Origin of the sequence: Polaromonas sp., from assembly GCF_039930745.1 — a bacterium.
Classification (GTDB): domain Bacteria; phylum Pseudomonadota; class Gammaproteobacteria; order Burkholderiales; family Burkholderiaceae_C; genus Polaromonas.
In genome coordinates, this window is record NZ_JBDTTH010000016.1 from 15,876 (window position 1) to 42,385 (window position 26,510).

28 protein-coding genes and 1 riboswitch are annotated in these 26,510 nt (G+C 62.9%); of the genes, 13 read left to right on the top strand and 15 right to left on the bottom strand.

The annotated features are described in order from the left end of the window. Positions 1-6 precede the first annotated feature (6 nt). A complete protein-coding gene (locus ABI660_RS07810; RefSeq protein ID WP_348066594.1) occupies positions 7-453 on the top strand; it encodes a DUF2214 family protein in 447 nt (148 codons plus the stop codon). Between the two features lie 34 nt (positions 454-487). Here ABI660_RS07810 and ABI660_RS07815 read toward each other — a convergent pair whose 3' ends face one another. After that, entirely contained in the window at positions 488-1,795 is a 1,308-nt protein-coding gene (locus ABI660_RS07815; RefSeq protein WP_348066596.1) for a D-amino acid dehydrogenase, read from the bottom strand. A 216-nt stretch (positions 1,796-2,011) separates the two neighbouring features. Then, a riboswitch (glycine riboswitch) is annotated at positions 2,012-2,107 on the bottom strand. A 60-nt stretch (positions 2,108-2,167) separates the two neighbouring features. Here ABI660_RS07815 and argS point away from each other — a divergent pair. From argS to ABI660_RS07855, 8 genes are all read left to right on the top strand, one after another. Next, positions 2,168-3,844, top strand: coding sequence for an arginine--tRNA ligase (gene argS, locus ABI660_RS07820; RefSeq protein ID WP_348066598.1), 1,677 nt, complete (start codon positions 2,168-2,170; stop codon positions 3,842-3,844). A gap of 14 nt (positions 3,845-3,858) precedes the next feature. Then, a complete protein-coding gene (locus tag ABI660_RS07825) occupies positions 3,859-4,521 on the top strand; it encodes an SPOR domain-containing protein (RefSeq protein WP_348066600.1) in 663 nt (220 codons plus the stop codon). A 63-nt stretch (positions 4,522-4,584) separates the two neighbouring features. After that, complete coding sequence (locus ABI660_RS07830) at positions 4,585-5,238, top strand: thiol:disulfide interchange protein DsbA/DsbL (protein WP_348066602.1); 654 nt, start codon at positions 4,585-4,587, stop codon at positions 5,236-5,238. Between the two features lie 232 nt (positions 5,239-5,470). Next, entirely contained in the window at positions 5,471-6,097 is a 627-nt protein-coding gene (gene lptA, locus ABI660_RS07835; protein WP_348066604.1) for a lipopolysaccharide transport periplasmic protein LptA, read from the top strand. Between the two features lie 10 nt (positions 6,098-6,107). After that, the gene (lptB, locus tag ABI660_RS07840; RefSeq protein WP_348066606.1) at positions 6,108-6,875 is read left to right on the top strand and encodes an LPS export ABC transporter ATP-binding protein; all 768 of its coding nucleotides are present in this window, start codon (positions 6,108-6,110) and stop codon (positions 6,873-6,875) included. Between the two features lie 230 nt (positions 6,876-7,105). After that, a complete protein-coding gene (locus tag ABI660_RS07845) occupies positions 7,106-8,641 on the top strand; it encodes an RNA polymerase factor sigma-54 (protein WP_348066608.1) in 1,536 nt (511 codons plus the stop codon). Between the two features lie 70 nt (positions 8,642-8,711). Further along, positions 8,712-10,088, top strand: a complete 1,377-nt coding sequence (locus ABI660_RS07850) for a THUMP domain-containing protein (RefSeq protein ID WP_348066610.1) — start codon at positions 8,712-8,714, stop codon at positions 10,086-10,088. After that, complete coding sequence (locus ABI660_RS07855; RefSeq protein ID WP_348066612.1) at positions 10,089-10,535, top strand: PIN domain-containing protein; 447 nt, start codon at positions 10,089-10,091, stop codon at positions 10,533-10,535. It abuts the gene before it with no gap. Between the two features lie 10 nt (positions 10,536-10,545). On the opposite strand, the gene ABI660_RS07860 is transcribed toward ABI660_RS07855, so the two are convergent. Then, positions 10,546-12,213 (bottom strand): FMN-binding glutamate synthase family protein, encoded by a 1,668-nt coding sequence (locus tag ABI660_RS07860; protein WP_348066614.1) that lies wholly within the window; start codon positions 12,211-12,213, stop codon positions 10,546-10,548. 107 nt (positions 12,214-12,320) lie between these two features. Between ABI660_RS07860 and ABI660_RS07865 the strand changes: the two genes are divergently transcribed. Continuing rightward, complete coding sequence (locus tag ABI660_RS07865; RefSeq protein ID WP_348066616.1) at positions 12,321-13,148, top strand: UPF0149 family protein; 828 nt, start codon at positions 12,321-12,323, stop codon at positions 13,146-13,148. A gap of 41 nt (positions 13,149-13,189) precedes the next feature. Here ABI660_RS07865 and ABI660_RS07870 read toward each other — a convergent pair whose 3' ends face one another. The 7 genes from ABI660_RS07870 to ABI660_RS07900 form a co-directional block, all read right to left on the bottom strand. Next, positions 13,190-13,711, bottom strand: a complete 522-nt coding sequence (locus ABI660_RS07870) for a hypothetical protein (RefSeq protein WP_348066618.1) — start codon at positions 13,709-13,711, stop codon at positions 13,190-13,192. Positions 13,712-14,767: 1,056 nt separating this feature from the next. Next, positions 14,768-15,172, bottom strand: a complete 405-nt coding sequence (locus ABI660_RS07875) for a GFA family protein (protein ID WP_348066620.1) — start codon at positions 15,170-15,172, stop codon at positions 14,768-14,770. A gap of 192 nt (positions 15,173-15,364) precedes the next feature. Next, a complete protein-coding gene (locus ABI660_RS07880; protein WP_348066622.1) occupies positions 15,365-15,826 on the bottom strand; it encodes a GNAT family N-acetyltransferase in 462 nt (153 codons plus the stop codon). Positions 15,827-15,904: 78 nt separating this feature from the next. Further along, a complete protein-coding gene (locus ABI660_RS07885) occupies positions 15,905-16,630 on the bottom strand; it encodes a penicillin-insensitive murein endopeptidase (protein ID WP_348066624.1) in 726 nt (241 codons plus the stop codon). Next, complete coding sequence (locus tag ABI660_RS07890; RefSeq protein WP_348066626.1) at positions 16,627-17,103, bottom strand: OsmC family protein; 477 nt, start codon at positions 17,101-17,103, stop codon at positions 16,627-16,629. The genes ABI660_RS07885 and ABI660_RS07890 overlap by 4 nt, the downstream gene beginning before the upstream one ends. Then, positions 17,100-18,017, bottom strand: coding sequence for an alpha/beta hydrolase (locus ABI660_RS07895; RefSeq protein WP_348066628.1), 918 nt, complete (start codon positions 18,015-18,017; stop codon positions 17,100-17,102). The genes ABI660_RS07890 and ABI660_RS07895 overlap by 4 nt, the downstream gene beginning before the upstream one ends. 2 nt (positions 18,018-18,019) lie before the next feature. Then, positions 18,020-18,520, bottom strand: coding sequence for a nuclear transport factor 2 family protein (locus ABI660_RS07900; protein ID WP_348066630.1), 501 nt, complete (start codon positions 18,518-18,520; stop codon positions 18,020-18,022). A gap of 197 nt (positions 18,521-18,717) precedes the next feature. On the opposite strand from ABI660_RS07900, the gene ABI660_RS07905 reads away from it, so the two are divergent. Beyond that, positions 18,718-19,701: an LLM class flavin-dependent oxidoreductase gene (locus tag ABI660_RS07905; protein ID WP_348066632.1), complete on the top strand. Its 984-nt coding sequence runs from the start codon at positions 18,718-18,720 to the stop codon at positions 19,699-19,701. 143 nt (positions 19,702-19,844) lie between these two features. Here the strand turns inward: ABI660_RS07905 and ABI660_RS07910 are convergent, their stop codons facing one another. From ABI660_RS07910 to ABI660_RS07925, 4 genes are all read right to left on the bottom strand, one after another. Further along, a complete protein-coding gene (locus ABI660_RS07910) occupies positions 19,845-20,270 on the bottom strand; it encodes an FKBP-type peptidyl-prolyl cis-trans isomerase (protein ID WP_348066674.1) in 426 nt (141 codons plus the stop codon). A gap of 212 nt (positions 20,271-20,482) precedes the next feature. Further along, positions 20,483-21,301, bottom strand: a complete 819-nt coding sequence (locus tag ABI660_RS07915) for a hypothetical protein (RefSeq protein ID WP_348066634.1) — start codon at positions 21,299-21,301, stop codon at positions 20,483-20,485. A 132-nt stretch (positions 21,302-21,433) separates the two neighbouring features. Continuing rightward, positions 21,434-22,000 (bottom strand): hypothetical protein, encoded by a 567-nt coding sequence (locus ABI660_RS07920; protein WP_348066636.1) that lies wholly within the window; start codon positions 21,998-22,000, stop codon positions 21,434-21,436. 96 nt (positions 22,001-22,096) lie between these two features. Further along, positions 22,097-22,981 carry a LysR family transcriptional regulator gene (locus ABI660_RS07925; RefSeq protein WP_348066638.1) on the bottom strand — a complete coding sequence of 295 codons (885 nt, stop codon included), beginning with the start codon at positions 22,979-22,981 and terminating at the stop codon, positions 22,097-22,099. A gap of 94 nt (positions 22,982-23,075) precedes the next feature. On the opposite strand from ABI660_RS07925, the gene ABI660_RS07930 reads away from it, so the two are divergent. Together ABI660_RS07930 and ABI660_RS07935 are read left to right on the top strand one after the other, a co-directional pair. Continuing rightward, complete coding sequence (locus ABI660_RS07930) at positions 23,076-24,116, top strand: NAD-dependent epimerase/dehydratase family protein (protein ID WP_348066640.1); 1,041 nt, start codon at positions 23,076-23,078, stop codon at positions 24,114-24,116. After that, positions 24,113-25,279 carry a twin-arginine translocation pathway signal protein gene (locus ABI660_RS07935; RefSeq protein ID WP_348066642.1) on the top strand — a complete coding sequence of 389 codons (1,167 nt, stop codon included), beginning with the start codon at positions 24,113-24,115 and terminating at the stop codon, positions 25,277-25,279. Before ABI660_RS07930 ends, ABI660_RS07935 begins: the two co-directional genes overlap by 4 nt. A gap of 140 nt (positions 25,280-25,419) precedes the next feature. Here ABI660_RS07935 and ABI660_RS07940 read toward each other — a convergent pair whose 3' ends face one another. Together ABI660_RS07940 and ABI660_RS07945 are read right to left on the bottom strand one after the other, a co-directional pair. After that, complete coding sequence (locus tag ABI660_RS07940) at positions 25,420-25,965, bottom strand: CinA family protein (RefSeq protein ID WP_348066644.1); 546 nt, start codon at positions 25,963-25,965, stop codon at positions 25,420-25,422. After that, positions 25,962-26,507, bottom strand: a complete 546-nt coding sequence (locus ABI660_RS07945; protein ID WP_348066646.1) for a phosphatidylglycerophosphatase A — start codon at positions 26,505-26,507, stop codon at positions 25,962-25,964. Before ABI660_RS07945 ends, ABI660_RS07940 begins: the two co-directional genes overlap by 4 nt. Positions 26,508-26,510: the final 3 nt, after the last annotated feature.

Here is a 26,510-nt window from a genome sequence, read left to right on the forward strand (position 1 = left end):
CATCGCATGACACTGGAAGCCCTGCTCGCCTACGCCCATATCCTGGCCATCCTCACCATGGTGGTGTTTCTTGCCAGCGAAGCGGCCCTGTGCCGTTCTGAATGGCTCAACGCGGCAGTGGTCGAGCGCCTGCGCAAGATCGACCTGATCTACGCCATGGCAGCCGTTGCCGTTTTTCTGACCGGTTTGCTGCGCGTCTTCCTGGGCGCCAAGGGCATGGGCTGGTATGCCACCAATCCGCTGCTTTACGTCAAGCTGGCGCTGTTCGTCGCCATCGGGCTGCTGTCCATCAAGCCCACGCTGATGTTCGCCCGCTGGCAGCGTGAGCTGCGTGCGAGCGGTGCCTTGCCCGATGCGGCGGCGGTCCAGAAAGCACGCAAGCTGGTCATAGTGCAGGCGCACATCCTGCCTTTTATCCCCTTGGCCGCGGTGTTCCTGGCCCGCGGTTTTTGATAAACGGTAGAGTACGGTCCGCAAACCGCCTGGCTCAGGACTGAGCCGCTGCCGGTTTGCCCAGCGAGACTTGCCTGTATTCCTGCTTCATACCAGTGAAGGCAAAGTCAACTTCGGGCGCCCGCCCGCTCACGATGTCGGCAATCGCCGCGCCAGAGCCGCAGGCATGTGTCCAGCCCAGCGTGCCGTGCCCGGTGTTGAGGAACAGCTTGCGGGTTGCTGAAGTACCGATGTAAGGCACATTGGATGGCGTGGCAGGCCGGAGCCCGGTCCAGTATTGCGCGTTTTGCCCGTTCGTCATCTCCGGGAACAGCTGGCGTACGCGCCGCACAATGGCCTCGCAGCGCACCAGGTTCAACTCGGTGTTGTAGCCGCCGAGCTCGGCTGTGCCCGCAATCCGCAGCCGGTTGCCCAGTCGGGAAAACACCAGTTTGTACTCATCGTCGGTCAGCGAGACATTGAACGACGCCGCTTCATTGATCACCGGCAGGGTCACCGAATAACCCTTGGCCGGATAGATGCGCAGCGTCTGGCCCAGCAAGCGCGCCCACTGCGGACTGTAGGCACCCAGGCACATCACATAGGCGTCAGACTGGACCTCGCTGACGATGCCGTCGGCGTTGGCGATCTGTACGCCGAGCAGGGAGTCACCTTCCTTGCGCGCGCCGACGATGCGGGTGTTGTACAGAAACTCAACGCCGGCGGAGGCGCACAGGGCCGCCAGCTTCGCGGTGAACTGGTGCGCATCGCCAGACTCGTCGCTGGCCGTCATGCTGCCGCCCACCAGCTTGTCGCGGGTGGCGGCCAGTGCCGGTTCAATGGCGATGCATTCGTCCGGCGTTTTCATGTCGAGTTCGCAGCCGTACTCGCGCATCAATGCAGCTGGAGCTTGCGCATCGGCATACTCTTTTTCACTGGTATAGAAGTGCAGGATGCCTTCGGTTTTCTGCTGGTAGTCGATGCCGGTGGCGGCGCGCAGCTGCTGCAGCGTGGCGCGGCTGTACAGGCCCAGGTTCACCATCTGCTTGATGTTGTGGCGCGTGCGGCCCGGCGTGCAGTTGCGCAGAAAGTCCAGGCCCCAGAGCCACTGGTTCAGATCGGGGCGCAGGCGAAACAGCAGTGGGGCGTCTTCGCGCATCAACCATTTCAGTACTTTCAGCGGCGCACCCGGGTTGGCCCAGGGTTCGGCGTGGCTGACGGAGACCTGCCCGCCGTTGGCAAAGCTGGTTTCCAGCCCCGCGCCGGGCTGGCGGTCGATGACGGTGACTTCGTGGCCGGCCTGGTGCAGAAACCAGGCAGAGGTGATGCCGGTGACACCGGCACCCAAAACAGTGACTTTCATGAAAATTCCAAGGAAAAAAGGTCGCAAGCCCCTGCTGGGTAAGCGCAAGCAGCTATGAAATGAGTAGCATTTCAAGGCGGCAGCGGACACCCGTCAAGGTGCCGCTCCCACTGTCCTTGGTACCTGAGAGATTCAACCCGCAGCGCATTCGGCGCTGGGCAGGCTTTGCTCCTTCGGTGGTTGCCGCATGGCGCGACAACTCTCTCCAGATTCGGCGTGGTTCATTCAATACGGGAGCCTGAGCGATCATGGGAGATTGCGCCTTCGGCGGTTTGCGCCCTGGCGGCGCAAACACTCTCTTGAATGAAGCCGTATTTTGCCATGGCCGGCTGGTCCAGGTGCAGCCAGGGCGCCCGCCCTTAAAATCAGCGCATGCTCCTAGTCAAACAAGAATTGCTCGCAGTCCTGGCCGCAGAGCTGGAAAAGCTTTCACCCGGCGCCGGTGCCAAGGCTGCCTTTGAGTCGCCCAAGGTGGCGGCCCACGGTGACTTTGCGTCTACCGCCGCCATGCAGCTGGCCAAACCACTCAAGCTCAACCCGCGCCAGGTGGCCGAGAGCCTGAGTGCCACGCTGCGTCTGGCACCTGCTTACCTAAGTTGGGTTGATGAAATCGAGGTTGCCGGGCCGGGCTTCATCAATTTCCGGCTCAAACCCGCCGCCAAACAAGCCACCGTGCGCGAGATTCTTACGGCCGGCGGCCAGTACGGTGTCAAGCCCGCGGAAGAGGCGCGCCGCATGATTGTCGAGTTCGTCTCCGCCAACCCGACCGGCCCGCTGCATGTGGGTCACGGCCGGCAGGCCGCGCTGGGCGATGCGATCTGCAACCTGTTTGCCACCCAGGGCTGGAATGTCTACCGCGAGTTTTATTACAACGATGCCGGCGTGCAGATCCACACGCTGGCCACCAGCACGCAGGCCCGCGCCAAAGGGTTGAAGCCTGGCGATGCGCTGTGGCCCGAGCCTGCTTACAACGGTGACTACATTGACGACATTGCGCGCGATTTCATCGCCAAAAAGACCGTCAAGTCCGACGACCGTGAGTTCACCGCCTCGGGCGACATTGAGGATATCGACGCGATCCGCCAGTTTGCCGTGGCCTACCTGCGCCATGAGCAGGACCTGGACCTGAAGGCTTTTTCCGTCGGCTTCAACAATTACTACCTCGAGTCCAGCCTGTACAGCTCGGGCCGGGTTGAATCGACAGTTGCAAAGCTGAAAGCTGCCGGCAAAACCTATGAGCAGGACGGCGCACTCTGGCTGAAGTCCACCGATTACGGCGACGACAAAGACCGCGTGATGAAAAAAAGCGACGGCAGCTACACCTACTTTGTGCCCGACGTCGCCTACCACCTTGCCAAATGGGAGCGGGGTTTTACCAAGGCCATCAACATCCAGGGCATGGACCACCACGGCACGATTGCCCGTGTGCGTGCCGGTTTACAGGCGGCTGGCGCCGGCATCCCCGAGGGCTACCCCGACTATGTGTTGCACACCATGGTGCGTGTGATGCGCCACGGCGAGGAAGTGAAAATCTCCAAGCGCGCCGGCAGTTATGTCACGCTGCGCGACCTGATCGAGTGGACCAGCAAGGATGCGGTGCGCTTTTTTCTGCTCAGCCGCAAGCCCGATACCGAGTATGTGTTTGACATTGACCTGGCTCTGGCGAAGAACAATGAAAACCCGGTGTATTACGTGCAGTATGCCCACGCCCGCATCTGTTCCGTGCTGGCCGCCTGGGGCGGCGACGCGGCCACACTCAAGGGCGCGGACCTGTCAGCCCTGAGCAGCCCGCAGGCACAGGCGCTGATGCTGCTGATGGCCAAATACCCCGACATGCTGGCCAATGCCGCCACCGGTTTTGCGCCGCACGACGTGGCTTTTTACCTGCGCGAACTGGCCGCCTGCTACCACAGCTATTACGATGCCGAGCGCATTCTGGTCGAGGACGAGGTGGTCAAGCTGGCGCGTCTGGCGCTCGTCGCTGCCACGGCGCAGGTGTTGCACAATGGTCTGGCTGTGCTGGGCGTTGACGCCCCGCACAAGATGTAAGGAACGACGAAACCATGGCGCGCAATTTCCCTATCACCCGGCAAGGCATGAACACACAACGCGGCGGAACCCTGCTGGGCCTCATCATTGGTGCGCTGATCGGCCTGGGTGCGGCCCTGGCAGTGGCCGTGTATGTCACCAAGGTGCCGATTCCCTTCATGAACAAGGGCCAGTCCCGCACCCCCGACCATGACGCGGCAGAGGCCAAGAAAAACCGCGACTGGAACCCGAATGCCCTTTTGCAGGGGAAAAATCCAGCCAAGCCCACCACCGGCGGGCCGGTGTCTGATGGCACGCCCCAGAAGCCAGCGCCCGATCCGGCCAGCCCGGTCGCCAAACCCGCGCCGGCCTCGGCGGACCCGATTGGCGACCTGGCGAAAGCCCGGCTCGCTGCCCCGGCAGCGCCCCCGGTGGTGGCCGTGGCCCCGTCCGGCAGCGAGCCGTTCAATTATTTTGTGCAGGTCGGCGCCTTCCGCACGCCGGAAGACGCTGAACAGCAGCGAGCCAAAATTTCCCTGATGGGCATGGAAGCCAAAGTGACCGAGCGCGAGCAATCAGGCCGCACCGTGTACCGCGTGCGTCTGGGGCCGTTCGACAAGAAGGACGAGGCCGAGAAGGCCAAGGAACGACTCGACGGCAGCGGTGTGGAAACTGCCCTGGTTCGGGTCCAGCGCTGAACTTTCTGGCGCCTGGGTATCAAACCTTGCGTACCAGCGTACCAATAAACGGAGAAATGATTGATGCAACGACGTGAATTTTCGATGTCAGCCGCTTCGGTGGCCGCCGCCGCTTCCTTAAGTATTTTTGCCGCTTCAGCGCAGGCCCAGGGCCAGGCGCCCAAAGCGGGCAGCGACTACCTGGTACTTGACAAGCGGGCGCCGGTCGAGGCGCCGGCCGGCAAGGTGGAGGTGGTGGAATTTTTCTGGTACAGCTGCCCCCACTGCAACCGTTTTGAGCCGGCCCTGGAAGAGTGGATCAAAAAAGCACCGAAAGACGTGGTGATTCGCCGCGTGCCGATTGCCTTCCGCCCGGATTTCGAGCCCCAACAGCGTCTTTTTTATGTGCTCGAAACCATGAACAAGGTGGAAGAGCTGCACAAAAAGGTGTTTTACGCCATCCATGTGGAAAAACAACTGCTCAACACCCCCGAATTGATCGCTGCCTGGGCTGAGAAGCAGGGCATCGACAAAACGAAATTCCTTGAGATTTACAACTCGTTTTCAGTGGCAACCAAAGCCCGCAAGGCCACGCAGTTGCAGGACGCCTACAAGATCGACGGCGTTCCGGCACTCGGCGTCGCCGGGCGCTATTTCACCTCTGGCTCTCTGACGCAGACCATGGAACGTGCCCTGCTGGTCACCGACTACCTGATTGCCCAGGCAAGAAAAGGTTAGCCCCCACGCTTGTCGCTCCGCGTACTGCGCTGCCCCCCGAGGGGGCCGCTGCGCCTGCGGGCCGGCGGAGCCGGACCCGCGGCCCCTGCTTGAAAAGAGAAGCGCTCCCCACGGTCGCCGTGTTAACCGAACCCGCCCCGAATGGGCGGGTTTTTTGTGGACGGGGTCCATTCGCCGGGGATGCGTCGCTACAATGAAGCAACACAACAAAAGCAGCAAGATTCGTGCCTTTATGAAACCCCCTGTTTGTTTATTGACGTTGGTCCTGGCTCTGGCGGTTTTTCCGGCCTCGGCTGAAAAGGCCGACCGCGACAAACCCATGAATGCCGAGGCCGACGCGCTGCGGTATGACGACCTGAACCAGACCAGCGTTTTCACTGGCAACGTCGTCATTACCAAAGGCACCATCATCATTCGCGGGGCCCGGGTCGACGTGAAGCAGGACGCCGAGGGTTACCAGACCGCTATCGTGATTGCGGCGCCAGACAAGCTGGCTTTTTACCGCAAGAAACGCGACCTCGTGGACGAATACATCGAAGGGGAAGGCGAAAGAATCGAATACGACAGCCGCGCCGACACCGTCAAATTCATTCGGCGCGCGGTGTTGCGCCGTTATGTCGGTGCCGCGCTGGCCGATGAAACCACCGGCGACCTGATTGTTTACGACAACCCGACCGACGTGTTTACCGTTGACAGCGGCCCGCAAAGCAAGACAGCCGCCAACCCGACCGGGCGCATTCGCGCCTTGCTGGCGCCGCGCAACAAGGCGTCGGCGCCGGGTGTACCTGCAGCAGCGCCGCCTGCCGGCCCCTCTCCCAATTTACGGCCCAGCACCACGCTGGGCGATGACAAGAAGTAAGCAAGCCCCCATGGAAGTGTCCCCGGAAACCGCTCCCGTCAGCCGCCTGGTCGCTACCGGCCTGCAAAAATCATACGGAAGCCGCCAGGTCGTCAGGGACGTGTCCCTCACTGTGCAAAAAGGCGAAGTGGTTGGTTTACTCGGCCCGAATGGCGCCGGTAAAACGACTTCGTTTTACATGATCGTCGGGTTGGTACGCGCCGATGCCGGCGAGATCACCATCGACGGCCTGTCCATCGAGCACATGCCGATTCACAAGCGCTCGCGCCTGGGCTTGAGTTACCTGCCGCAGGAAGCCTCGATTTTCCGCAAGCTGAGCGTTGAAGAAAACGTGCGCGCCGTGCTGGAACTGCAGACCGACGAGGCCGGCAAGCCACTGAGCGCGGCCGTGATCAAGGAGCGCCTGGACACCCTGCTGCAGGATCTGCGTGTGGACCATCTACGCGATTCCCCGGCGCCGGCGTTGTCTGGCGGCGAGCGCCGCCGCGTCGAGATTGCCCGCGCGCTGGCCACGCAGCCGCGCTTCATCCTGCTGGATGAGCCTTTTGCCGGCATTGACCCGATTGCGGTGATCGAGATCCAGCGCATCATTGGCTTCCTCAAGTCCCGCGGCATCGGCGTGCTCATCACCGACCACAACGTGCGCGAAACCCTGGGCATCTGCGACCACGCCTGCATCATCAGCGACGGCCATGTGCTGGCGACAGGCACGCCTTCTGAAATCGTGAACAACGCTGACGTGCGCCGGGTCTATCTCGGTGAGCACTTCAAAATGTGACTATGTGGCCCCCACGTTCGCTCTCTGCGTGTAGCTCTCTGCCCCCCGAGGGGGTCTATTTTTTCTTGGGGCGGCCCGGCGAAAAAATGCCTCTCCCCCGTTGTCGCTCACTGCGTGTAGCTCCCTCCCCCCTGCAGGGGGCGGCGCCTGCGCCCCGGCTAAGCCGGTTGCGCGGCCCCCGCTTGGTTAATACATCCCAATCCGCGTTCTCGCGAGCTTAAGGGGGTGTCATGAAGCAAGGGCTCTCCCTTCGCGTTTCGCAGCATCTGGCGCTCACGCCCCAGCTGCAGCAGTCGATCCGCCTGCTGCAGCTGTCCACGCTGGAGCTGAGCCAGGAGGTCGAGCAGATGCTCGACGAAAATCCTTTTCTCGAGCTGGCTGAAGAAGCGGCGCCGCGTGAAGACTTTGGTCTGGGTCAGGTTGATACACCGGTCAGCCTGGAAACGCGGGAGTTTGAATCCACTACAGATTCCATAGCAAGTAGCCCAGAAGACACGGGGGCTGCAAGTCAAAATGATGCTGAGCCGAGCAGCGAAGCCAAGCTCGAGGAAAGCTGGGAGGGCGACGGCAGTGTGGACACCGCGCCGGACGACAACGAGTGGGGTGGCGACGCCACGCCGCGCAAGAACAACAACGACGAGAGCGACGTTGATGCCACCGAGCTGGCACGCCAGCAGGAGTCGCTGCAAGACTATCTGCACCGTCAGGCGCTGTCATTGCGTCTGAGTGAGGAGGGTCGTGCCGCGCTGCATTTCCTGATCGAATCGCTCAACGACGACGGTTACCTGGAAGACGGCCTGCCCTTGCTGGCTGCCGGCCTGGCGGGGGATGATCTCGAACAGCTGGAGCAGCTCGAGCATGAGTTCGCCGTGGCGCTCAAGCTGCTGCACCACATGGAGCCCGCAGGCGTTGGCGCGCGCAACCTCGCCGAATGTCTGGGCCTGCAACTGCTGGACTGCAAGGACTGCGACGAAACCCGCGCCGCCATGGCCATGTGCAAACAGCCCATGGAACTGCTTGCCAAGCGTGACTTCAAACGGCTGGCCCAGCTCTGCGGGTTTGCCGAAAATGTGATCAAGGGTGCGATTGCCCTGATCGGCCGGCTCGACCCCAAGCCGGGCCGGCGGTTTGTCAATGTCGAGCGCAACCTGGTGGTGCCTGATGTGCTGGTGGTGAAATCCGGCCGCGGCTTCAAGGTCTCGCTCAACAGCGACGTGATGCCGCGTCTGCGTGTGCACGACATCTACGCCAACGCCCTCAAGCAGAACAAGGGCCAGGGCGGGGCGGCGCTGCAGCAGCGCCTGCAGGAGGCACGCTGGTTCATCAAGAACATCCAGCAGCGCTTTGACACCATCCTGCGCGTGAGCAGCGCGATTGTCGAGCGGCAGAAAAACTTCTTCACGCACGGCGAACTCGCCATGCGGCCGCTGGTACTGCGCGAGATCGCCGACGAGCTGGGCCTGCACGAGTCCACCATCTCGCGTGTGACAACGGCCAAATACATGAGCACGCCCTTCGGCACTTTCGAGCTCAAATATTTCTTCGGCTCGGCGCTGGGTACAGAAACCGGCGGCAATGCGTCGAGCACCGCGGTGCGTGCGTTGATCAAGCAGTTTGTGGCATCCGAAAGCCTGAAAAAGCCGCTCAGCGACAACCAGATCTCCGAGATGCTCAAGGAGCAAGGCATTGAATGCGCGCGCCGTACGGTCGCCAAATACCGCGAAGCCCTGCGTATTGCGCCGGCCAACCTGCGCAAGTCTCTGTAAACCCATCGGAAAATTCCGTTCGCGTTGAGCCTGTCGAAACGTCTTCGGAATCCACGGGAAAGAATGACCCATGAACCAACTCCAACTTTTTCTTCCCTGCGCCGCCGGTGTTGAAGAGCTGCTGGCCGCCGAGGTCAAGCGCATCACCGGCAGCACTGGCAAAGCCTGGCGCGCAGGCGTGCAGGTTACGGGCTCCTGGCGCGATGCATTGCAGCTCAACCTGCACAGCCGCTTGAGCCAGCGCGTGCTCATCGAGCTGCAGCACAACAGCTACCGCAGCGAGCAGGACCTGTACAACGCGGCTGCTGCCGTGGCCTGGGAGATCTGGTTCACGCCCAAACAGACTTTCAAGGTCGAGATCACCGCGCAGCACAGCCCGCTGACCAGCCTGAACTTCGCCGCGCTCAAGATCAAGGACGCGATTGCCGACCGCTTCCGTGACAAGTACGATGTGCGTCCTGACGTGGACACTCGCTGGCCCGATGTGCGCATCTACGCCCACCTGACGACGGACACGGTGACGCTGTACATCGACACCTCGGGCGAGCCCCTGTTCAAGCGCGGCTGGCGCGAGGACAAGGGCGACGCGCCGCTCAAGGAAACCCTGGCCGCCGCCATGCTGGCCGCCAGCGGCTGGAGCGGTGAGGCAGGCCTGTGCAAACAGGGTGTGCCGCTGTACGACCCCTGTTGCGGGTCCGGCACCATCGTCATCGAGGCGGCGCAGGTCGCCCGCAACATTGCGGCCGGCATGGGCCGGCGTTTTGCCTTTGAAAAATTCGTGCCTTTCCAGCCGCATGTGTGGGAAGGCCTGCTGGACCAGGCCGAGGCCGCCATCACCGAACCGATGGCGCCAGTCTTCGGCAGCGATGTGTCTTTCCGCATGGTCGACTTTGCCCAGCGCAATGCCGAACGCGCAGGCGTGGCCGGCGCCGTGCAACTGCGCGGCGGCGACGCGCTGCAGCGCATGCCGCCCGCGCCTTCTGGGGTGATGCTGGTCAACCCGCCGTATGGCGAACGTATCGACGTGGCCGGTGTGGCCGGCATCCCGGCCGTGCAAGGCCGGGACCAGCGCCGCACCACGCAATTCCAGGGCGAGGCTATTGATGAGTTCGGCCAGCCCCTGGCTCAAGGCCAAGGCGATGACCGCGATGAGTCAGGCGCTGCACCGCGCCGCGACCGGGGTGCCAACCCGGGCCGCGAACAGGCGCTGACGGACAGCGGCGAGCAGGCCGCCGACTTCTTCCCCCAGCTGGCCAGCCACTGGAAGAAAAACTACGCCGGCTGGACAGCCCATGTGCTGACACCCGACATGAAGCTGCCGCAAAAGATGCGGCTCAAGGAGTCACGCCGCGTGCCGATGTGGAACGGCCCCATCGAATGCCGCCTGTTCCGCTTCGACATGGTGGCCGGCTCGGCGCGCGAGAAAAAGCCCGCGGCCGCTTCCTGAATGGACACGCCCGCACGCACCGGCGACTGCGCGGTGCTCGACACCAACATCGTCCTGGACGTGTTTGTTTTTCGTGACCCCGCCGCACTGCCCGTGTGTCAGGCGCTGGAAGCCGGTGCGCTGGACTGGATCGCCACGCTGCCCATGCGCGACGAGCTGGAGCGTGTGCTGGCTTACCCGCAAATCATTCCGCGGCTGGCTTTCTACAAGCTCGATGCCGCCGGCGTGCTGGCCGGGTTTGACCGGCATGCGCGCCTGGCGCCGGTGGCCGCCAAAGCCGCCGTGACCTGCAGCGACGCAGACGACCAGAAATTCATCGACCTCGCGGTGGCGCACAAGGCCTGGTTGCTCAGCAAGGACCAAGCCGTTCTTTCCATGCAAAAAAGGCTGTTGGCTCTTGATGTGCGGGCGCAGTCAGCTATTACTAAGATAGCAAGCCCGGTTTGAAACCTGGAGCTCAAGTGGCGACTGGCAAGGGGCGGGAAGGGCTGGAAGCTTTCTCTGGTGGTGTAGTCACCGCAAAGCTGTGTGCGCTGGCCAGTGGCCAGTAAAGCTTGAACACCTGGTGCTGGCTGTCCAGATCGGTCAGCAGCGAACCTTCTTTCACATGCAGCACCAGGTTCGACAGCAGGCGCACCTCGGTGTCGTTGATGCGTCGCACGATGTGGTGTGCGGTCAGGTCGCCGGTGTGGCGCAGGCCTGCCGCTTCCAGGATTTCTTTCAGCGCCTTGAGCGTGCTCTGGTGAAAGCGCCAGACACGTTCGGCCTTGTCTGGCACGATCAGCGCCTTTTGCCTCAGCGGGTCCTGCGTGGTCACGCCGGTCGGGCAGTTGCCGGTGTGGCAAGTCTGCGCCTGGATGCAGCCCAGCGCGAACATGAAGGCCCGCCCGGAGTTGCACCAGTCGGCGCCCAGCGCCATCATGCGTGCAATGTCAAAGGCGCTGATGATCTTGCCCGCGCTGCCCAGACTGATCTTGCTGCGCAGACCCACGCCCAGCAAGGTGTTGTGCACCAGCAGCAGCCCTTCCTGTACCGGCGCGCCCACGTGGTCGGTGAACTCCAGAGGCGCGGCGCCTGTGCCTCCCTCGGCCCCGTCGACGACGATGAAGTCCGGCGTGATGCCGGTCTCCAGCATGGCCTTGACCATGGCAAACCATTCCCACGGGTGGCCGATGCAGAACTTGAAACCGGTGGGCTTGCCGCCCGAGAGCTCGCGCAGCCGGGCGATGAAATGCATCATTTCGGCCGGTGTTGAAAACGCGCTGTGCGACGAGGGTGACACGCAGTCCTTGCCGGCCGGCACACCCCGCGCCGCCGCAATTTCCGGGGTCACCTTGGCGCCCGGCAAAATGCCGCCGTGCCCGGGCTTGGCGCCCTGGCTCAGCTTGAGTTCAATCATCTTGACCTGAGGCTGGCTCGCGCTGGTTGTGAAACGCTCCGCACTGAAGCTGCCGTCGTCATTGCGGCAGCCGAAATAACCCGAGCCGATTTCCCAGATCAGGTCACCACCATGCACGCGATGGTGCTGCGAGATGGAGCCCTCGCCCGTGTCATGCGCAAAGCCGCCGCGTTTGGCGCCGCTGTTGAGCGCCAAAATGGCCGGCGCCGAAAGCGCGCCAAAACTCATGGCCGAGATATTGAAGATACTCGCGCTGTAAGGCTGAGCCGTTGTCGGCCCGATGGTGATGCGAAAGTCGTGCGAGGCAATGTGGGTGGGCTGCACCGAATGGTTGATCCATTCGTAGCCATGCCTGCTCACGTCCAGCTGCGTGCCAAAAGGCCGGTTGTCCAGCTCACCTTTGGCGCGCTGGTACACCAGCGAACGTTGCGAGCGCGAAAACGGCGCCGCCTCTGCGTCGCTTTCGATGAAGTATTGGCGCATCTCCGGGCGGATGAACTCCAGCATGAAACGCAGGTGGCCCATCACCGGGTAATTGCGCAGGATGGAGCTTTTGGTCTGCCGGATATCGTGCAGACCCACGCCGGCAAGCACGCCAGACAGCAGCAGGGCTGGCCAGCCTTGGCCCGTCACCAAGAGCATGACCAGGCTTGCCGCAAAACCGGCTACGCACAACGCGAGGACGGTGTAACGGATCGGGTACACCGCATTGAAACGATCAAGCATGCAAACCTCTGCAGTCGGGATGGGTCGGTCAGCCTGGCGTCGGCCCCCCGCTCGGGGGCCTGCGGCTACACTGCCGATCATACGAGTTAAAACACTGCGGACACCCCATGACAGACGCCCTTTCCCCACCCGACACCCCTTTCCCGGGCGCCCTGGCTCCCGAAGATTTCGAGACGCTGGACAACATTCTTGACGACCTGCGCAGCCGCGAGGAAGAAACCCCGCAGTGGGAGTTCTGCGAGGGCTTCATGGCCGCGCTGGCCTGCACGCGGCGGGAGATCCCGTCCGACGAATACATGGCCGTGCTGCTGGACTTTGAAGGCGCCGAAGATGAAGCTGCCGCGAAGCAACTGTTTGCCAGCGACGAACAGCGTGCGCAATTCATGGACTTGTGGGAACGCCGCTACCAGGACATCTGCCGCGCGCTGGATGAAGACGTGAAGAGCCTGCAGGATGAACGCGCCTTCTACCCACAGGTCGGCGACATGCGCGGCATGCTGGCCCAGCTCCCCGAAGAAGAGCGCAAAGACATCGACATGGCCAGCGTGCCCTCTTTTGCACAGGTGTGGGCGCTGGGCTTCATGTACGCCGTCGAATCCTGGCCCGACGAATGGGCCCTCTCGCGCCAGGAAGCCAAAGACAAGCAGGCCGTGGAGGCGCTCGATACAGCGCTGGGCGCCCTCATCGAGCTGACCGACGACGACCCGGGACCGATGGAAATGCCCATGCTGGGCGAAGACGCTGCGCCCAGCGCCAGCGAAGCGCGGCTGGAACAATTCGGCGAAGCGCTGTGGGCGGTGTACGACCTGCGCGGTTTCTGGCGCAGCTTTGGCGCCAAGGTGGCGACGGTGCACAAAGAGGCTGCGCCCGGCCGCAATGACTTGTGTCCCTGCGGCAGCGGGAAGAAATACAAGAAGTGTCATGGGGCGGGGTGAGGGCGTTGGCACCGTCGAAAGTTGGATGTTCTTCGTGCGCTCTACGGATGACCGCTCGATGGAGGGGTTAGCCGCCTCTCTCGCTCGGCATTCTCGTCGTAAATGCGTGTAAAGTTCTCGAACTCCGTGCCTCGTAGGTCTTCTGCAACTACACGTTGCGCAAGTTCGAAATCGGCAACGAAACAGCAGACCTCCATGGTTCCGCTTCCGATGCTTCCACCATCGCACGCTCCGAGGCCTGTCCAACCAAGGGTCTCATTCATGCGATCTTCGAGCCGGTGCCTCTTCTCGACGTCTGCCTTTGAACCCATTCCTTCGATGGTGTACTCGATCATGAGCGTGGTGTGCTCCTCCGGTTCGAACGGCGCAAACCCCTCGGACACGCGATCATCAATCTCTCTTTGAATGACGCTGGTCGCGGGCATCGTGCGAGTTGACGTCACGGTCCTCGAGGTCCCCCGTGTACCCAGCTCGCCCCAATGAACTGTGTGGGCATCGCTACTGTCTTCCCAAGTTTCCCAATACTCCTTCTTGGAGGCAGAAAAACGATAGAGCTTCAGCATGCAGGTTCCTTGAGAGGGCTAACGAGGTTGTAAAAAAACTGCGCGCTCAAGCAAAACCGCCATTTTCGGGGATCCCTTTACCCTTGCCGATGCCGTGATCGTTCGATAGAGAGCGATCTGAGAGGTCGATTTTTCCATGCGCATGCGGTCAATCCCTTGGTCAGAGTTTTTTCACAACCTCAACGTTGGAGGCCACCAGCACGCAGCAACTGCCGCGCAGCGGCAACCTGCTGCTGTGTGTCTGTGTGGGCCGACGTGTTAGGCGGCACTGCGGAGCTTTCGTATGAGTCTTCGTGCATGTTTCTCCACTATTGGCCAGTTCCAATCATCTGGCGACCCGAGGCGATCCCTCATTGTGACCGCCCAAGCTGCAGCACGTTTCTGCGAGTTTGCAGAGACGCTGCACTTTGCCCAACCATCTTCTTGGCAAGTGAGTTGGACGGATACCAAGCCCCAGCCCTCAGTCTTCTCCCGCCACTTTGCACCGTTGCACTTTTCTGGAACCAGATCAAATCGTCGGGTGCGTGCTGATCCGCCCGTGCCGTCGTAGTGAGCCACAAGTGTGTAGTAGTTCTTTCCGTTCCCACGGCCTGCAACTATGAAAGCAGTCAGCTCTTCTTCCGAGTGAAATATCCGAGTCGGAGTTTCAAACTCTGAATATTCCTCATAAATCGCCGAAGCACCGGTGCAAACAGCGTTTACAAAGTCCGGCATTCTTGCGTAGGGAAGGAAATCTTCGCGCTGCATGGTGGTCTTTGTGCTGCCTAACGAAATTTATACCGCAAACCCTGCGGTATAACTTGGCGGCTGCGGTTTAACCTGGGCATCAAAAACTCCTGCAAATGGCGTGGTTGTTGGGTTTTACCGTATCAGGCTGCAAACTCATACAGGCATAAAAACTTTGCGAAACACCGCAAATTCTCAATTGCAGTCTCTGATGCGGTAATTGGGCAGATCAATGAATGTTTTGGCCTTTTGCCCAATAAATACGGGCGCAAGCAGCTATCTATTTTGTAGCGGATCGCCGCAACCCACGGGACTCACTCTGGGTACGGCCTACAGGTGCCTCGTCTCCGCTGGCTCTGTCCACCAGCTGTTGTCCCGCCCATTGGCGAACTTGACAGGCGCTTGCAGAAGTTCCTCGGGTGGTGCATCGTCCAGCGTGCCCACCTGGATGGAGACATAGTCTCCGCCGATTTGCTCGATGTATCCGCGGCCAAACGGGCGAACACCGCAATGTTTGCAGAACAGGTGATGCGCACTGTGTGTCCCAAACTGGTAATCGCTCAGATCGGACTCGCCAGAAAGCAGGCGGAAATCAGCGGGCTTGATAGTGATGCCCCAGTTCCTCGTCTTTGTACAGATGGAGCAATTGCACTTTCCCGTGCCGGTGCTCAAGTCGATGTCTGCTTCGTAGCGTACTGCGCCGCAGTGGCAGCTGCCGTGGTAAGTTTTCTTCATGCCTTTGCTCCGTAGTGAGATGGACAAATTCTGGATGACACCCGCGTAATTTAAACCGTAATCCTCACTTTTTTTTGCGTTTTCAACGTGCAGGTTGAGCAAGTTGATAAGGGGGTTTTGCCGTTGACCCAATGAATACGGGCGCAATCAGCTATCTAATTCATAGCGAGCTGATGCAGGTTGCGGCGTTTGTCAAACCTCCTGCGAATAAACAATGAACCCCAGGTGCTGGGCAACCTTGTCATAAAGCAGCCGGCCGGCTGAATTGGTGGTGTGGGTCTGCCAGTACACCCGCTTGATGTTCGCAGCCTTTGCCTGCTCGTACACACCCTGGATCAACGCGCGACCGACGCCATGACCACGGACGGCTGGATCGGTGAACAGGTCCTGCAGGTAGCAGGTTAGCTCGATGCGGGTGGTGCTGCGGTGAAACAGGTAATGCGTCAGCCCGAGCAACTGGCCGTCACGTTCAGCCACTAGGGCAAAGACAGGCTCGCCCGGATCGAAGAAGCGTTGCCAGGTGGCCTGCGTGATTGCGGGTGCCAGCGCGGTCTCCTCCTTACGGCCATAAAAGGCGTTGTAGCCGTCCCAGAGCGGTGTCCAGGCCGGGAAGTCGGTTTGTTCAATCGGACGTATGCGAAGAGGAGAGGTCATTTTGGAAGGCAGTGAGGTTGAAGATAAATGCGGTTGCTGAAATCGTCATTTTGCGCGAATAGCCTGCTGAACGGCGCATCAAAGCGGCTTGCAAGGAATGGCAAAGTCGACATGGATGTGGTTGTCGTGGCGTGCGCCAGGGTCGTCCCAGAAGTTGACCTTCCACCGGAGATACGAACCATGCCGGGTGCCGAAAAGTTTGAGCTGCAGCTCGCGCACGAGAATGACCCGGTCGATGCCGTAGCCATTTTTCCTGGCGGTCTCGCTCAACTGGTAGATGAGTTCAGCGAGCGCTTCAAAGTCGATGATGACGGAATGGTCGGCAGACTTTCCGTCGGCGCCAAAGCGGGACTTGTAGCCAAAGCCGTTGTCGAGCCGGCTGGGGATCAGCACACGCTTGCCGTCCGCATCTTTTGCGGGCACGAACAGATCCACCGACGTGCCGCGTTGGTGGGTGTGGTGATTCGTGATTGGGCCTCCGTCCGCCAGCCCTGTCTCGCCGATCAGGAAAACCGAATCCGGAATCACTTCAGCGGTGGCCGCATAGGCCTGCTCCAGAATTTTCTTCACGGCCGAATGCGCAAAGGTGCGGCGGGCTGCGCCGCTCCAGCCGATGACCTGGAAGTTCGGCCCCTTGGGTGAAACCTGCACCGAGCCTTCGATGCGCCCCCTGTTGATTTCGCCGTAGCACTGGCTCTCCTGTGCCGTTGCTGATGGCGGAAAGGCGCAGGTCAGAATGGCGGCGGCTGCGCAAGACGCCATCCAAGTGCCGGTGCCTTGCAGGCCACCGGACAGACCACTCATGCCGGCGCGCCGTACACCGGCTCGCAGCGCACCTCGGTTTTGACCGAGTTGGCAATGAAGCAGGCGTCGTGCGCCTCATGGTGCAGGCGGTCCAGCTCTTCGCGGGTCGGCAGGTGCTCGCCGGAAAACTCCACATTGGGCCGCAGCGTGACAACAGTCATGGCCACCTTCCCTTCGGCATTTTTCTCCATGACCCCTTCTGCGGCGTCGAAATAGCGGTCCACGCAGAACTTGCGTTTGGCCGCAATCGACAGAAACCAAAGCATGTGGCAGCTGGACAGTGAGGCCACGAAAGCCTCTTCGGGGTCCAGCGCGGAGGCATCGGACATGGGCAGCGGTACCACATGCGGCGAGGACGAGCCCGGCACTTCCAGGCCGCCGTCAAAACGCAGCAGGTGTCGGCGGCTGTAGCGGTTGCCCGCAAAGTCGCCCTCGTTGCGCAGCCATAAAACTTCAGCGGTGTAGTGCGTCATGGTTCCTCGAAATATTGAGCCAGGGCGTGTGCCGTTTCCAGCGGCAGCTCTTCAGGAATGAAATGTCCGGCAGGCAGGGGCTGGCCGCTGACAATGCCGGCGCATTGGGCCTGCCACAGCGCGAGCGGCTCGAACATCTGGTGCACCACACCGCGTTCGCCCCAGAGCACGTGGGTGTCGCAGGCGATCTTGTCGCCGCGCGCCCGGCTCTCGCGGTCGTGCACCAGGTCGATGCCGGCGCTGGCGCGGTAGTCTTCGCAGGCAGCGTGAATCGCTTCGGGGGTGCAGAAGCATCGCTCGTACTCGATCAGCGCCTCGGGTTCGATGTAGCTCAGGCCACGGCTGCCCCATCCGCCCAGCTTGGCATGCAGGTAGGCCACGGCGTTGCCGCCAATCATGGTTTCGGGCAGCGGGTTGGGCTGGATCAGGTGGAACCAGTGGTAGTAGGCCGTGGCGAAACGCATGTCGGTGGCGTTGTACATGTCCAGCGTGGGCGCGATGTCGATCAGGCAGAGCTTGTCCACGCGGCCGGGGTGGTCCACGGCCAGGCGGTGCGCCACCCGCCCGCCGCGGTCGTGGCCGCACAGGAAGAAATTGCCGCGGCCCAGTGCGTCCATCACGGCCAGGGCGTCCTGCGCCATGTTGCGTTTGCTGTAGTTGCTGTGGTCGGGCAGGCCCGCCACTTTGGACGAGTCACCATAACCGCGCAGGTCAGGCAGCACCAGGAAGAAGCGAGCCTGCAGGGCCTGCGCCACGCGGTGCCACATCACGTGGCATTGCGGAAAGCCGTGCAGCAGGAGCAGGGTCGGGCCCGCGATATTGCCGCCATAACGGGCAAAAATGGAAGTGCCGTTGACTTCGAAGTCGCGTGCTTCAAAGCCTTCAAACCAGGTGTCAGGCAATGTAGAGGCCATGCTCAGCGCCCTTTCTGTTGTCGGCCAGCCAAGGATTTCTGCAGGTTGGCGGCGGCAGTTGCACGCACCTTGCTGCGCAGGAACGGCGTCCAGCCCAGCAGCAGGCCGGGCGTGCCCAGCGCCTGGCGCGACCAGGCCCAGAAGTTGAAACGGTCGCGGTGCGTGGCTATCAGCCCCTGCGGGGTGAAGCTGAAACGCCCGTCGATGACGTTGTGCACCATGCGGCCGGTGGCGCTGAAGCGGTAGTCTGCCTCCCAGTGCGCCTGGCCGCTGTCCGCGTCGGCGCGGATGCCGCTGTATTGCAGCTTCCACACATCGCGGCCTTTGGCCTGGGTGGCATCGCACAGCATGTGCCACATACCCGTGACCTGTTCATGTCCACGCAGCGAAAACACCTCGTCGTCGAAAGACGCATCGGCCGCATAACACTGGGCCATGCTGTCCGAGTCCAGGCGCGCAAAGGCGCTGTAGAACTTTTCCAGGGTTTGTTCGTTGGGGTGCATAAACACTTTCGAGAAGGAAGGGCTGGGCCGGGAAATCGTACACCGTCTGCCTACACACGGAAACCTCCCTGTGTCACGCGGGTTGCGATGCCCCGGCCGGCGTCGGGGCCAAAGTGGAAAGGCCCTGCGCCTGGGCGGCCCATTGCCTAGACTGCACTGGCATTGACAATGCGCCAACCTGACCCATCTACCCAAGCATGATCCCCTTTTCCGTTCTGGACCTCTCCCCCATCGTGGAGGGCGGCGACGCCGCGCAATCCCTGCGCAATACCCTCGACCTGGCGCAACACGCCGAACGCTGGGGCTACCAGCGCTACTGGCTGGCCGAGCACCATGGCATGGCCGGCATTGCCAGTGCCGCCACGGCCGTCGTCATGGCGCATGTGGCCGGTGGCACCTCGCGCATCCGGGTCGGTGCCGGCGGCATCATGCTGCCCAACCATTCGCCACTGGTGATTGCCGAGCAATTCGGCACGCTCGAATCGTTGTTTCCCGGCCGCATCGACCTGGGGCTGGGACGGGCGCCAGGCTCGGACCAGGCGACCGCGCGGGCGTTGCGGCGCGACCTGAACGCCAACCCCGACGAGTTTCCGCAGGATGTGGTGGAGCTGATGAATTACTTCGAGCCGGTGTCCGAGGGCCAGCGTGTGCGCGCCGTGCCTGGCGCCGGGCTGAAGGTGCCGGTGTGGATTCTCGGTTCCAGCCTGTTCGGCGCGCAGCTGGCGGCCCAGCTCGGCTTGCCATTTGCTTTTGCCTCGCATTTCGCGCCCGCGCAGATGATGCAGGCCATGGAGGTGTATCGCAGCCGCTTCCGGCCGTCGGCACAGTTGGCACGTCCTTACGTGATGCTGGGTTTCAACGTGTTTGCGGCCGACAGCGACGAGCAGGCGCAGCTGCTGTCGTCTTCCATGCAGCAGGCTTTTGTCAATCTGCGCAGCGGCCGGCCCTCGCGTTTGCAGCCGCCGATAGCTGGATATGAAGAGCGATTGACGCCCCCTGAGCGCGCGATTCTGGAGCAGACCCTGTCGTGCTCGGCCATAGGCGCTCCGGCCACGGTGCGCCGCGCGCTGGAGGCTTTTGTTGCCCGCACCGGCGCCGACGAGCTGATGATCACTTCACAGATCTTCGACCACAAGGCGCGCCTGCGGTCTTATGAGATCACCGCCGGCCTGCAAGGCTGATGTTGCTCGGGAACAGCGAGCGAGCGGAAGCCTCTAATTCAAGCAGGGGCCGCGGATCTGGCTCTGCCAGTCCGCAGGCGCAGCGGCCCCCTCGGGGGGCAGTGCATTACACGCAGCCGAAGGCGAAGTGAAAAGCGTGGGGGCTACTTCACCGAAAGCAGTTCAATCTCGAACTGCAGCGTGGCATTCGGCGGAATCACGCTGCCCGCGCCGCGCGAGCCGTAGGCAATCGCCGCCGGGCAGGTCAGCTTGGCTTTGCCGCCAACCTTCATTTTCTGCACGCCTTCGGTCCAGCAGGCGATCACGCGGTTCAGCGGAAACTCCGTCGGCTCGTTGCGGGAATAAGAGCTGTCGAACTCGCGGCCGTCGGGAAAGCTGCCGCGGTAGTGCACCTTGACGGTATCCGTGGCCGCCGGGCTGGCGCCGCTGCCGTCTTTCAGCGAGCGGTAAACCAGCCCGCTGGCCGTGACGGACGCACCAGTCTCCTTCGCGGCCGCAGCTGCAGCCGCATCAGTTTGCGCCCAGGCAGCGGGTAAAACACAGAGAGACAAAACGCCGGCAAAGAAAATGGATCGCACAAAAACTCCTTGAATAATGTTGACCGCGAAGCAGGCCGTGCCCCCATGTTAGCGCGGCGCAGACCCGCCAAGGAGCGAGCAGCCCTGAGTGCTCTTTTCTTTTTCAGCAGGGGCCGCGGGTCCGGCTTTGCCGGCCCGCAGGCGCAGCGGCCCCCTCGGGGGGCAGGGCGCTACACGCAGTGAGCAACCGTGGGGGCGCGTGTTCACCGCGGCGCATTGCGCAGAACATCCTTGTTGTCATTCCACCAGGGGTCATCCACGCCCGCCAGCAGTTTGTCGAAAGCAAAGGCTTTCTGGCTGATGACCAGCCGGGCGGCGCAGCGGCGCAGCACATGGTAAGACTCGTCGCTGGCGCCCAGGGCCGGGCACTGGGCCTGAAGCTTCTGGTAATAGTAGGGCGGCCAGATGCCGGTGGCATTGACCTCCTGCCCCGACAGCCAGTAAACAGGGCCGCTGCGTTCCGCCATCCAGCGCTGGTAAACCGCCGAAGGCAAGCCCTGTTTCAGCAGGTACAGGCGCAACTGGTCCGTTTCCATGTCATAGGGCGGAGGCGCGTCCCTGGGCCCGGTGTTGGCGACCGGCTTGGGGACGGGCTTCTGCAGGCCGATGCGCCCGCCGGGTAGCAGGCGCCAGGCGCCCGACAGCCAGACGGTGGCGCAGGCGCCGGCGCAGTCAGCCGTGGCCACCATATGCGGGTACAGAGGGGCCAGTGTGTCGGCCAGCAGCAGGGCTTCCGTGCTGTCGCCGCCTGTGATGGCCAGCTCCACCCGGCCAAGCGCGTGCCAGGCGTCAGCGGGCTTTTTCTGCATCAGTGCGACCAGCCGGGCCGTGTCACCGGTCACCAATTCGCCGCTGATCGTCAGGCTGCGAGCCACGCCGGCCAGCGGGCCGTCCGGGAAGGGGTTGCTGTAGCTGAACTCCAGCGCCTGTGCGCAAGGCGCGCACAGCAGGAGGAGTGTCCACACGTAGCCGGCTGCAGGGCTGCGGCGGCAAATCGTCTGGAACCAGCGTCGTATCAGCATTCAATCCTTGTCAAACCCGCTGGCTGTGCTGCGAGTGCTTCTGGCCGGAAAACAGAACAACACTCTACACACCTCGCCGGGCCGACGCCGCAGGGGCACTACCTACTTTGCACAGGAGAAGTAGAAAAGGAATTACTCCATCAGTATGCTGGGGCGTGACAGTGGCAGCGCGCCCACTTCCTTGACGATGCCCTGTGCGTCAAAAACCACCTGGAACTCCTCGGACTGGTTCAGCCAGTAGCGCCAGATGGGCGTGTCCAGATTGGGCGTTTCGTCGCTGATGGGGTAACCGACAGACATCAGCACCTGCTCGCGGGTCATGCCGTTGAACAGCCGTGCGGTCTTGATGGCCTCGCGGGTGCGGGGATCGAAGGTGCTGATCCGGATTTGCGGGTTCACGGCCACCACGTAACGCTGCGCGAATGCAACCAGCGGGAGGTTGCGGCTGTAGTCGTTGCCCAGCACCTGGGCGGTGCCCTCGATTTCCGCCATGACGCGATGGCGGCCATAGCCCGTGACCTTGGCTGGCGTGCCGGGCGGCAGCATGCGCTTGCCCTTCTCGGCGTGATTGATGTCGGTGATCCATTTGCCGTCGGTGCGCAGGTTGCAGCAAAGAAAGCCTTCGGGCATCGCTTGCGCGAACAGCGCTCCCGGTGCGGCAGCCAGCAAAAGGGTGGACAGGACAAGGCGAACAGACATGGTTTTCTCCCGGTTTTGTTGTGGATGTTGCCATCAGGCTCAAAGGCTGGCGGCGCCTGATTATGAATCCAAGGCGGTGCGCGTCAATGCGTGAACTCAAAGTGCCTTCGGCACCGCATGGCTCAGGAAGTCGTACACCGCGCGTATGCGCCGGCTGGTGCGGATTTCGCGGTGCACCGTCAGCCAGATCGGAATGGGCGGTACCTTGATCATGGGCAGCACGGCCATCACGTCCTTGTCGGTGGCCGCGAGGTAGTCGGCGACAAAACCAATGCCCAGGCCAGCGCGTACCGCCTCCCAGTAGGCAATCAGGTCGTCGCAGCGAAACGCAAAGGACTCGCGCGTCACCGGCAGGCCGAAACCGGCCATGCCCTGGACGATGGCTTCGTCGCGGTCGCTGCCCACCAGGTCATGGTTCAGCAGGTCCTGTGGCTGTTTCGGCGTGCCGCGCCGGCGCAGGTAGTCGCGGTGCGCGTAGGTACTGAGGCTGACCTTGGCGATGCGCTTGACCACCAGGCTGGCCTGGTCGGGCTGCACCATGCGCAGGGCAATGTCGGCCTCGCGCCGCAGCAGGTTGCTGACCGCATTGCTGGCGACCAGCTCCACCTGGATGTCGGGCAGGGCCAGTCGCATTTGCGCCAGGATGGGCGGCAGCACAAAGCAGGCGACCGGCTGGCTTGCCGTGATGCGCACCGTGCCCGAGATGCCGGTCTCGGCTCCCGACACCTGGCGCGCCAGCTGGCTGGCGGCACTGTCCATGGCGCGGGCCGCGTCCGCCAGCTGTAGCGCGGTGGGTGTGGGCAGCAGGCCGCGACCGGTGCGCTCGAAGAGAAGCACGCCGAGTTGCGACTCGAGTTCGGCGATATGCCGGCCGATGGTGGGCTGGCTGGCGCTCAGCACCCGCGCGGCGCCGAGCAGGCTGCCCTGGTCCAGCGCCGCCAGGAAGGAGCGCACCAGGCGCCAGTCGAAGTTGTTATTCATTTGTGAATATCTGATGTGAAGCGTTAGAGGATTGTCGAACAGCCTGGAAATTTTCACAATCATCCCATCGATCACTTTTTTCCAGGAGTTTTTCATGACACAGCCTTCCACCGTCCTTATCCTCGGCGCCCGCGGGCGTTTTGGCATGGCCGCTACCCGCGCCTTTGCGCAGGCGGGCTGGCAGGTTGTCGCCCAGCTGCGTCCAGGCGCCACCGGCCCGGCAATCGCCGGTGTGCAGTGGCTGGCCGCCCAGTCAGACGACACAGCCCGTCTTGCCGTTGCTGCGCACGGCGCCACGGTGGTGGTGCAGGGCCTGAGCCCGCTCTACACGCACAAGGCCTGGCGCCGCGACCTGCCAGGCCTGACTCAGGCCGCCATCGACGTGACGCGCGAATTGGGTGCGTTGCTGATGCTGCCGGCCAGCGTGTACAACTTTGGCGAGACCATGCCGGCGCTGCTGCGCGAGGACACGGCGCAGGCTGCCAGCACCTTCAAAGGCCGCATGCGCATTGCCAGCGAAGCTCAGGTGCGCGCGGCCACGCAGGATGGGTGCATGAAAGCCGTGGTGATACGCGGCGGCGACTTTTTCGGCAGCGGCACAGGCTCCTGGCTGGACGAAGTGATGGTCAAGGACATTCAGAGCGGCATGCTCACTTACCCCGGCCCGATGAACGTGCCGACCGCCTGGGCCTACCTGCCGGACATGGCGCGCAGCTTTGTTGCGGTGGCCGAGCGTCGGCACAGCCTGCCGGCCTTCGAGATGCTGCACTTTGCCGGCTACCAGCTGACTGGGCAGGACTGGGCTGATGCGTTGGCTGACATCGCTTGGGAGCAGGGCTGGCTGCCCACTGACGGCAAGCTGCGCACCAAATCGCTGTCCTGGCTGCTGATGCGCACGCTTGGCCTGGTCATGCCGCAGATGGCGGCGCTGTGCGAGATGCGTTACCAGTGGCGCACGCCGCACGCCCTGGTCAACACCCGCATGGCTACGCTGGCGGGCGCCGAGCCGCACACCCCGTTTCCTCAAGCGCTGCGCACGGCGCTGGCAGAGCTGGGCTTGTTGACGCCGCGCAAGGAGCACGCCGTGAAAGAGCGTACGGTGACGATGCAAGCTTTCGAAAGGAGCGCCTCATGAACCTGAACCGCAGAAATTTTGTACGCCTGGCCGGTGGTGGCGTGGTGCTGGGCGCCAGCGCCGGCCTGGCCGGCTGCTCAGCCGAACTGCCATTGGAAGCCGTTGCTGCCTGGCGCGGCCCCGCCGCCGACGTGGTCGATGTGCGGCGCTGGATTCTCAGCTACGCCATCCTGGCGCCGCATTCGCACAACCTGCAGTCCTGGCTGGTGGACCTGCGCCAGCCGGACGAAATCACGCTGTACTGCGACCTCACGCGCCTGCTGCCGGAGACCGACCCGTTGTCGCGCCAGATCATGATGAGCCAGGGCACCTTCCTGGAGCTGCTGGACCTGGCTGCGCGGCAGAAGGGCCTGCGTGCCGATATTGCGCTGTTCCCGCAGGGCGAATTCGGCCCGGCCGCGCTGGACACGCGGCCTGTGGCGCGCATCCGCCTGAGCCCGGATGCCGCCGTGAAACCGGACCCGCTGTTCGCCCACATTCTCATGCGGCGTACCAACCGCGAAGCCTATGAGCCGCGCGAGCCTGCCCCGGCCGCCGTGCAGGCCATCGCCACGAGCGTTGCGCCGCATCCGGTACGCACCGGTTTTGTCGGCCCGGCGCAGCCCGATGCCCTGCAGAAACACCGCGCCATCGCCAGCGAAGCCTGGCGCATCGAGCTGGTCACGCCGAGGACCATCCTGGAATCGTTCAAGGTGCTGCGCGTCGGCCCGCGCGAAATTGCCGAACACCGCGACGGCCTGAGCAACAACACACCGATGGTGCGTGCGCTGACGGCACTCGGCCTGTTCGACCGCAGCAAGGCGCCGGGGCCAGATGACACGGCCACCACCGGGCAGATCAAGGACTTCAACACGAAGATTGCGACAACGCCGGCGTTTTTCTGGATGGTGACCGAAGGCAATGACCGCAAGACCCAGGTCAACGCCGGCCGGGCCTATGCCCGCGCGCAGCTGGCCGCCACAGCGCAGGGCCTGTCCATGCAGCCGCTCTCGCAGGCGCTGCAGGAATACCCCGAACAGGCGCGGCCCTATGCCGACATCCACGCCCTGCTGCAGGCGCCGCCGCCGCGCTACACGGTGCAGATGTGGGCGCGGCTGGGTTATGCGCCGGTCGTGGGGCCCGCGCCGCGGCGCGGCGTGGAAGCCCACCTCATCAAGGCCTAGTACTGCAACCCGAAAATATCGAAACATGAAAGCGCGTCTTCGCGCCCATGGCGGCGTTGCAATCCTTGCGAAGGCGCAAAGCCTTCGCTGCGGCTTGCGCCTTGCCCTGGGCTCGAAGCCATCACTTTCATCTTGTTTCGCTACTTCCGGGTTGCAGTACTAGTGCCTGTCGGTGGGTCGTTTGTCAGAAGTTGCACCAAGCGCTGCAGCGCATGCCGCACCGTGGCGGCGCGCACGGCAGCGCGGTCACCGCCGAAGCGCTGCAGCTCGCTGCTGGGCTGGCCGTCCACCGTGAAGGCGAACCACACGGTGCCGACCGGCTTGGCCCGGCTGCCGCCAGTGGGGCCGGCGACGCCCGTCACCGCCACGGCGACACAGGCCCTGGAACGGATGATGGCGCCGGCCGCCATGGCGCGCGCAACTTCCTCGCTGACGGCGCCGTGGGCGGCAATCAGCGCGGCGTCCACGCCCAGCATGTCGGTCTTGGCTTCGTTGGAATAGGTGACAAAGCCGCGTTCGAACCAGGTGCTGGAGCCGGCCAGGTCGGTGCAGGCGGCGGAGATCATGCCGCCGGTGCAGCTTTCGGCGGTGACCAGCAGCCAGCCTTTTTTGAGTAACAAATCGGCCACCAGCCCAGCAAGGGCGGGGGCAAGCGGCTCACTATTCGATAGCGTTTTTGCTTTCACCAGAACCTCCAGACCGCGATCACCAGCAGCGTGCAGAAGGCGGCTGCCAGGTCGTCCAGCAGGATGCCGAAGCCGCCGCGCCAGCCAAAACCCTTGAAGGTCCTGTCGGCCCAGGCCGTGGGGCCGAACTTCACCGCGTCAAAAAATCGGAATAGCACAAAGGCGGCCAACTGGCCCCACCAGCCCACCGGCATGACCAGCCAGAGAATCAGCCAGAACGCCACCACCTCGTCCCAGACGATGCTGCCCGGGTCGGCAATACCCATGTTTTTTGCCGTGACGGTGCAGGCCCACACGCCAAGCAGCAGGGACGCGGCAATCAGCAGCCCCATCTGCAGCGCCGTCAGCCAGGGCGCCATGACCACAAAGGCCAGCCAGGCCCAGAGCGTGCCTGCCGTTCCCGGCGCCACCGGGCTCAGGCCCGAGCCGAAACCCAGCGCAACCAGGTGGGCCGGGTGGGCCAGCATGAAGCGGGCCGTGGGGCGGCGCGGCGGTGTGGCCGGCGTGTTCTGGAAAGCAGGCGATTCGTTCAAAGGAGTCATGGG

Coding starts and splice junctions, on each gene's coding strand:
- ABI660_RS07810 (WP_348066594.1), top strand. CDS start 7: ATGACACTGGAAGCCCTGCTCGCCTACGCCCATATCCTGGCCATCCTC.
- ABI660_RS07815 (WP_348066596.1), bottom strand. CDS start 1,795: ATGAAAGTCACTGTTTTGGGTGCCGGTGTCACCGGCATCACCTCTGCC.
- argS (WP_348066598.1), top strand. CDS start 2,168: ATGCTCCTAGTCAAACAAGAATTGCTCGCAGTCCTGGCCGCAGAGCTG.
- ABI660_RS07825 (WP_348066600.1), top strand. CDS start 3,859: ATGGCGCGCAATTTCCCTATCACCCGGCAAGGCATGAACACACAACGC.
- ABI660_RS07830 (WP_348066602.1), top strand. CDS start 4,585: ATGCAACGACGTGAATTTTCGATGTCAGCCGCTTCGGTGGCCGCCGCC.
- lptA (WP_348066604.1), top strand. CDS start 5,471: ATGAAACCCCCTGTTTGTTTATTGACGTTGGTCCTGGCTCTGGCGGTT.
- lptB (WP_348066606.1), top strand. CDS start 6,108: ATGGAAGTGTCCCCGGAAACCGCTCCCGTCAGCCGCCTGGTCGCTACC.
- ABI660_RS07845 (WP_348066608.1), top strand. CDS start 7,106: ATGAAGCAAGGGCTCTCCCTTCGCGTTTCGCAGCATCTGGCGCTCACG.
- ABI660_RS07850 (WP_348066610.1), top strand. CDS start 8,712: ATGAACCAACTCCAACTTTTTCTTCCCTGCGCCGCCGGTGTTGAAGAG.
- ABI660_RS07855 (WP_348066612.1), top strand. CDS start 10,089: ATGGACACGCCCGCACGCACCGGCGACTGCGCGGTGCTCGACACCAAC.
- ABI660_RS07860 (WP_348066614.1), bottom strand. CDS start 12,213: ATGCTTGATCGTTTCAATGCGGTGTACCCGATCCGTTACACCGTCCTC.
- ABI660_RS07865 (WP_348066616.1), top strand. CDS start 12,321: ATGACAGACGCCCTTTCCCCACCCGACACCCCTTTCCCGGGCGCCCTG.
- ABI660_RS07870 (WP_348066618.1), bottom strand. CDS start 13,711: ATGCTGAAGCTCTATCGTTTTTCTGCCTCCAAGAAGGAGTATTGGGAA.
- ABI660_RS07875 (WP_348066620.1), bottom strand. CDS start 15,172: ATGAAGAAAACTTACCACGGCAGCTGCCACTGCGGCGCAGTACGCTAC.
- ABI660_RS07880 (WP_348066622.1), bottom strand. CDS start 15,826: ATGACCTCTCCTCTTCGCATACGTCCGATTGAACAAACCGACTTCCCG.
- ABI660_RS07885 (WP_348066624.1), bottom strand. CDS start 16,630: ATGAGTGGTCTGTCCGGTGGCCTGCAAGGCACCGGCACTTGGATGGCG.
- ABI660_RS07890 (WP_348066626.1), bottom strand. CDS start 17,103: ATGACGCACTACACCGCTGAAGTTTTATGGCTGCGCAACGAGGGCGAC.
- ABI660_RS07895 (WP_348066628.1), bottom strand. CDS start 18,017: ATGGCCTCTACATTGCCTGACACCTGGTTTGAAGGCTTTGAAGCACGC.
- ABI660_RS07900 (WP_348066630.1), bottom strand. CDS start 18,520: ATGCACCCCAACGAACAAACCCTGGAAAAGTTCTACAGCGCCTTTGCG.
- ABI660_RS07905 (WP_348066632.1), top strand. CDS start 18,718: ATGATCCCCTTTTCCGTTCTGGACCTCTCCCCCATCGTGGAGGGCGGC.
- ABI660_RS07915 (WP_348066634.1), bottom strand. CDS start 21,301: ATGCTGATACGACGCTGGTTCCAGACGATTTGCCGCCGCAGCCCTGCA.
- ABI660_RS07920 (WP_348066636.1), bottom strand. CDS start 22,000: ATGTCTGTTCGCCTTGTCCTGTCCACCCTTTTGCTGGCTGCCGCACCG.
- ABI660_RS07925 (WP_348066638.1), bottom strand. CDS start 22,981: ATGAATAACAACTTCGACTGGCGCCTGGTGCGCTCCTTCCTGGCGGCG.
- ABI660_RS07930 (WP_348066640.1), top strand. CDS start 23,076: ATGACACAGCCTTCCACCGTCCTTATCCTCGGCGCCCGCGGGCGTTTT.
- ABI660_RS07935 (WP_348066642.1), top strand. CDS start 24,113: ATGAACCTGAACCGCAGAAATTTTGTACGCCTGGCCGGTGGTGGCGTG.
- ABI660_RS07945 (WP_348066646.1), bottom strand. CDS start 26,507: ATGACTCCTTTGAACGAATCGCCTGCTTTCCAGAACACGCCGGCCACA.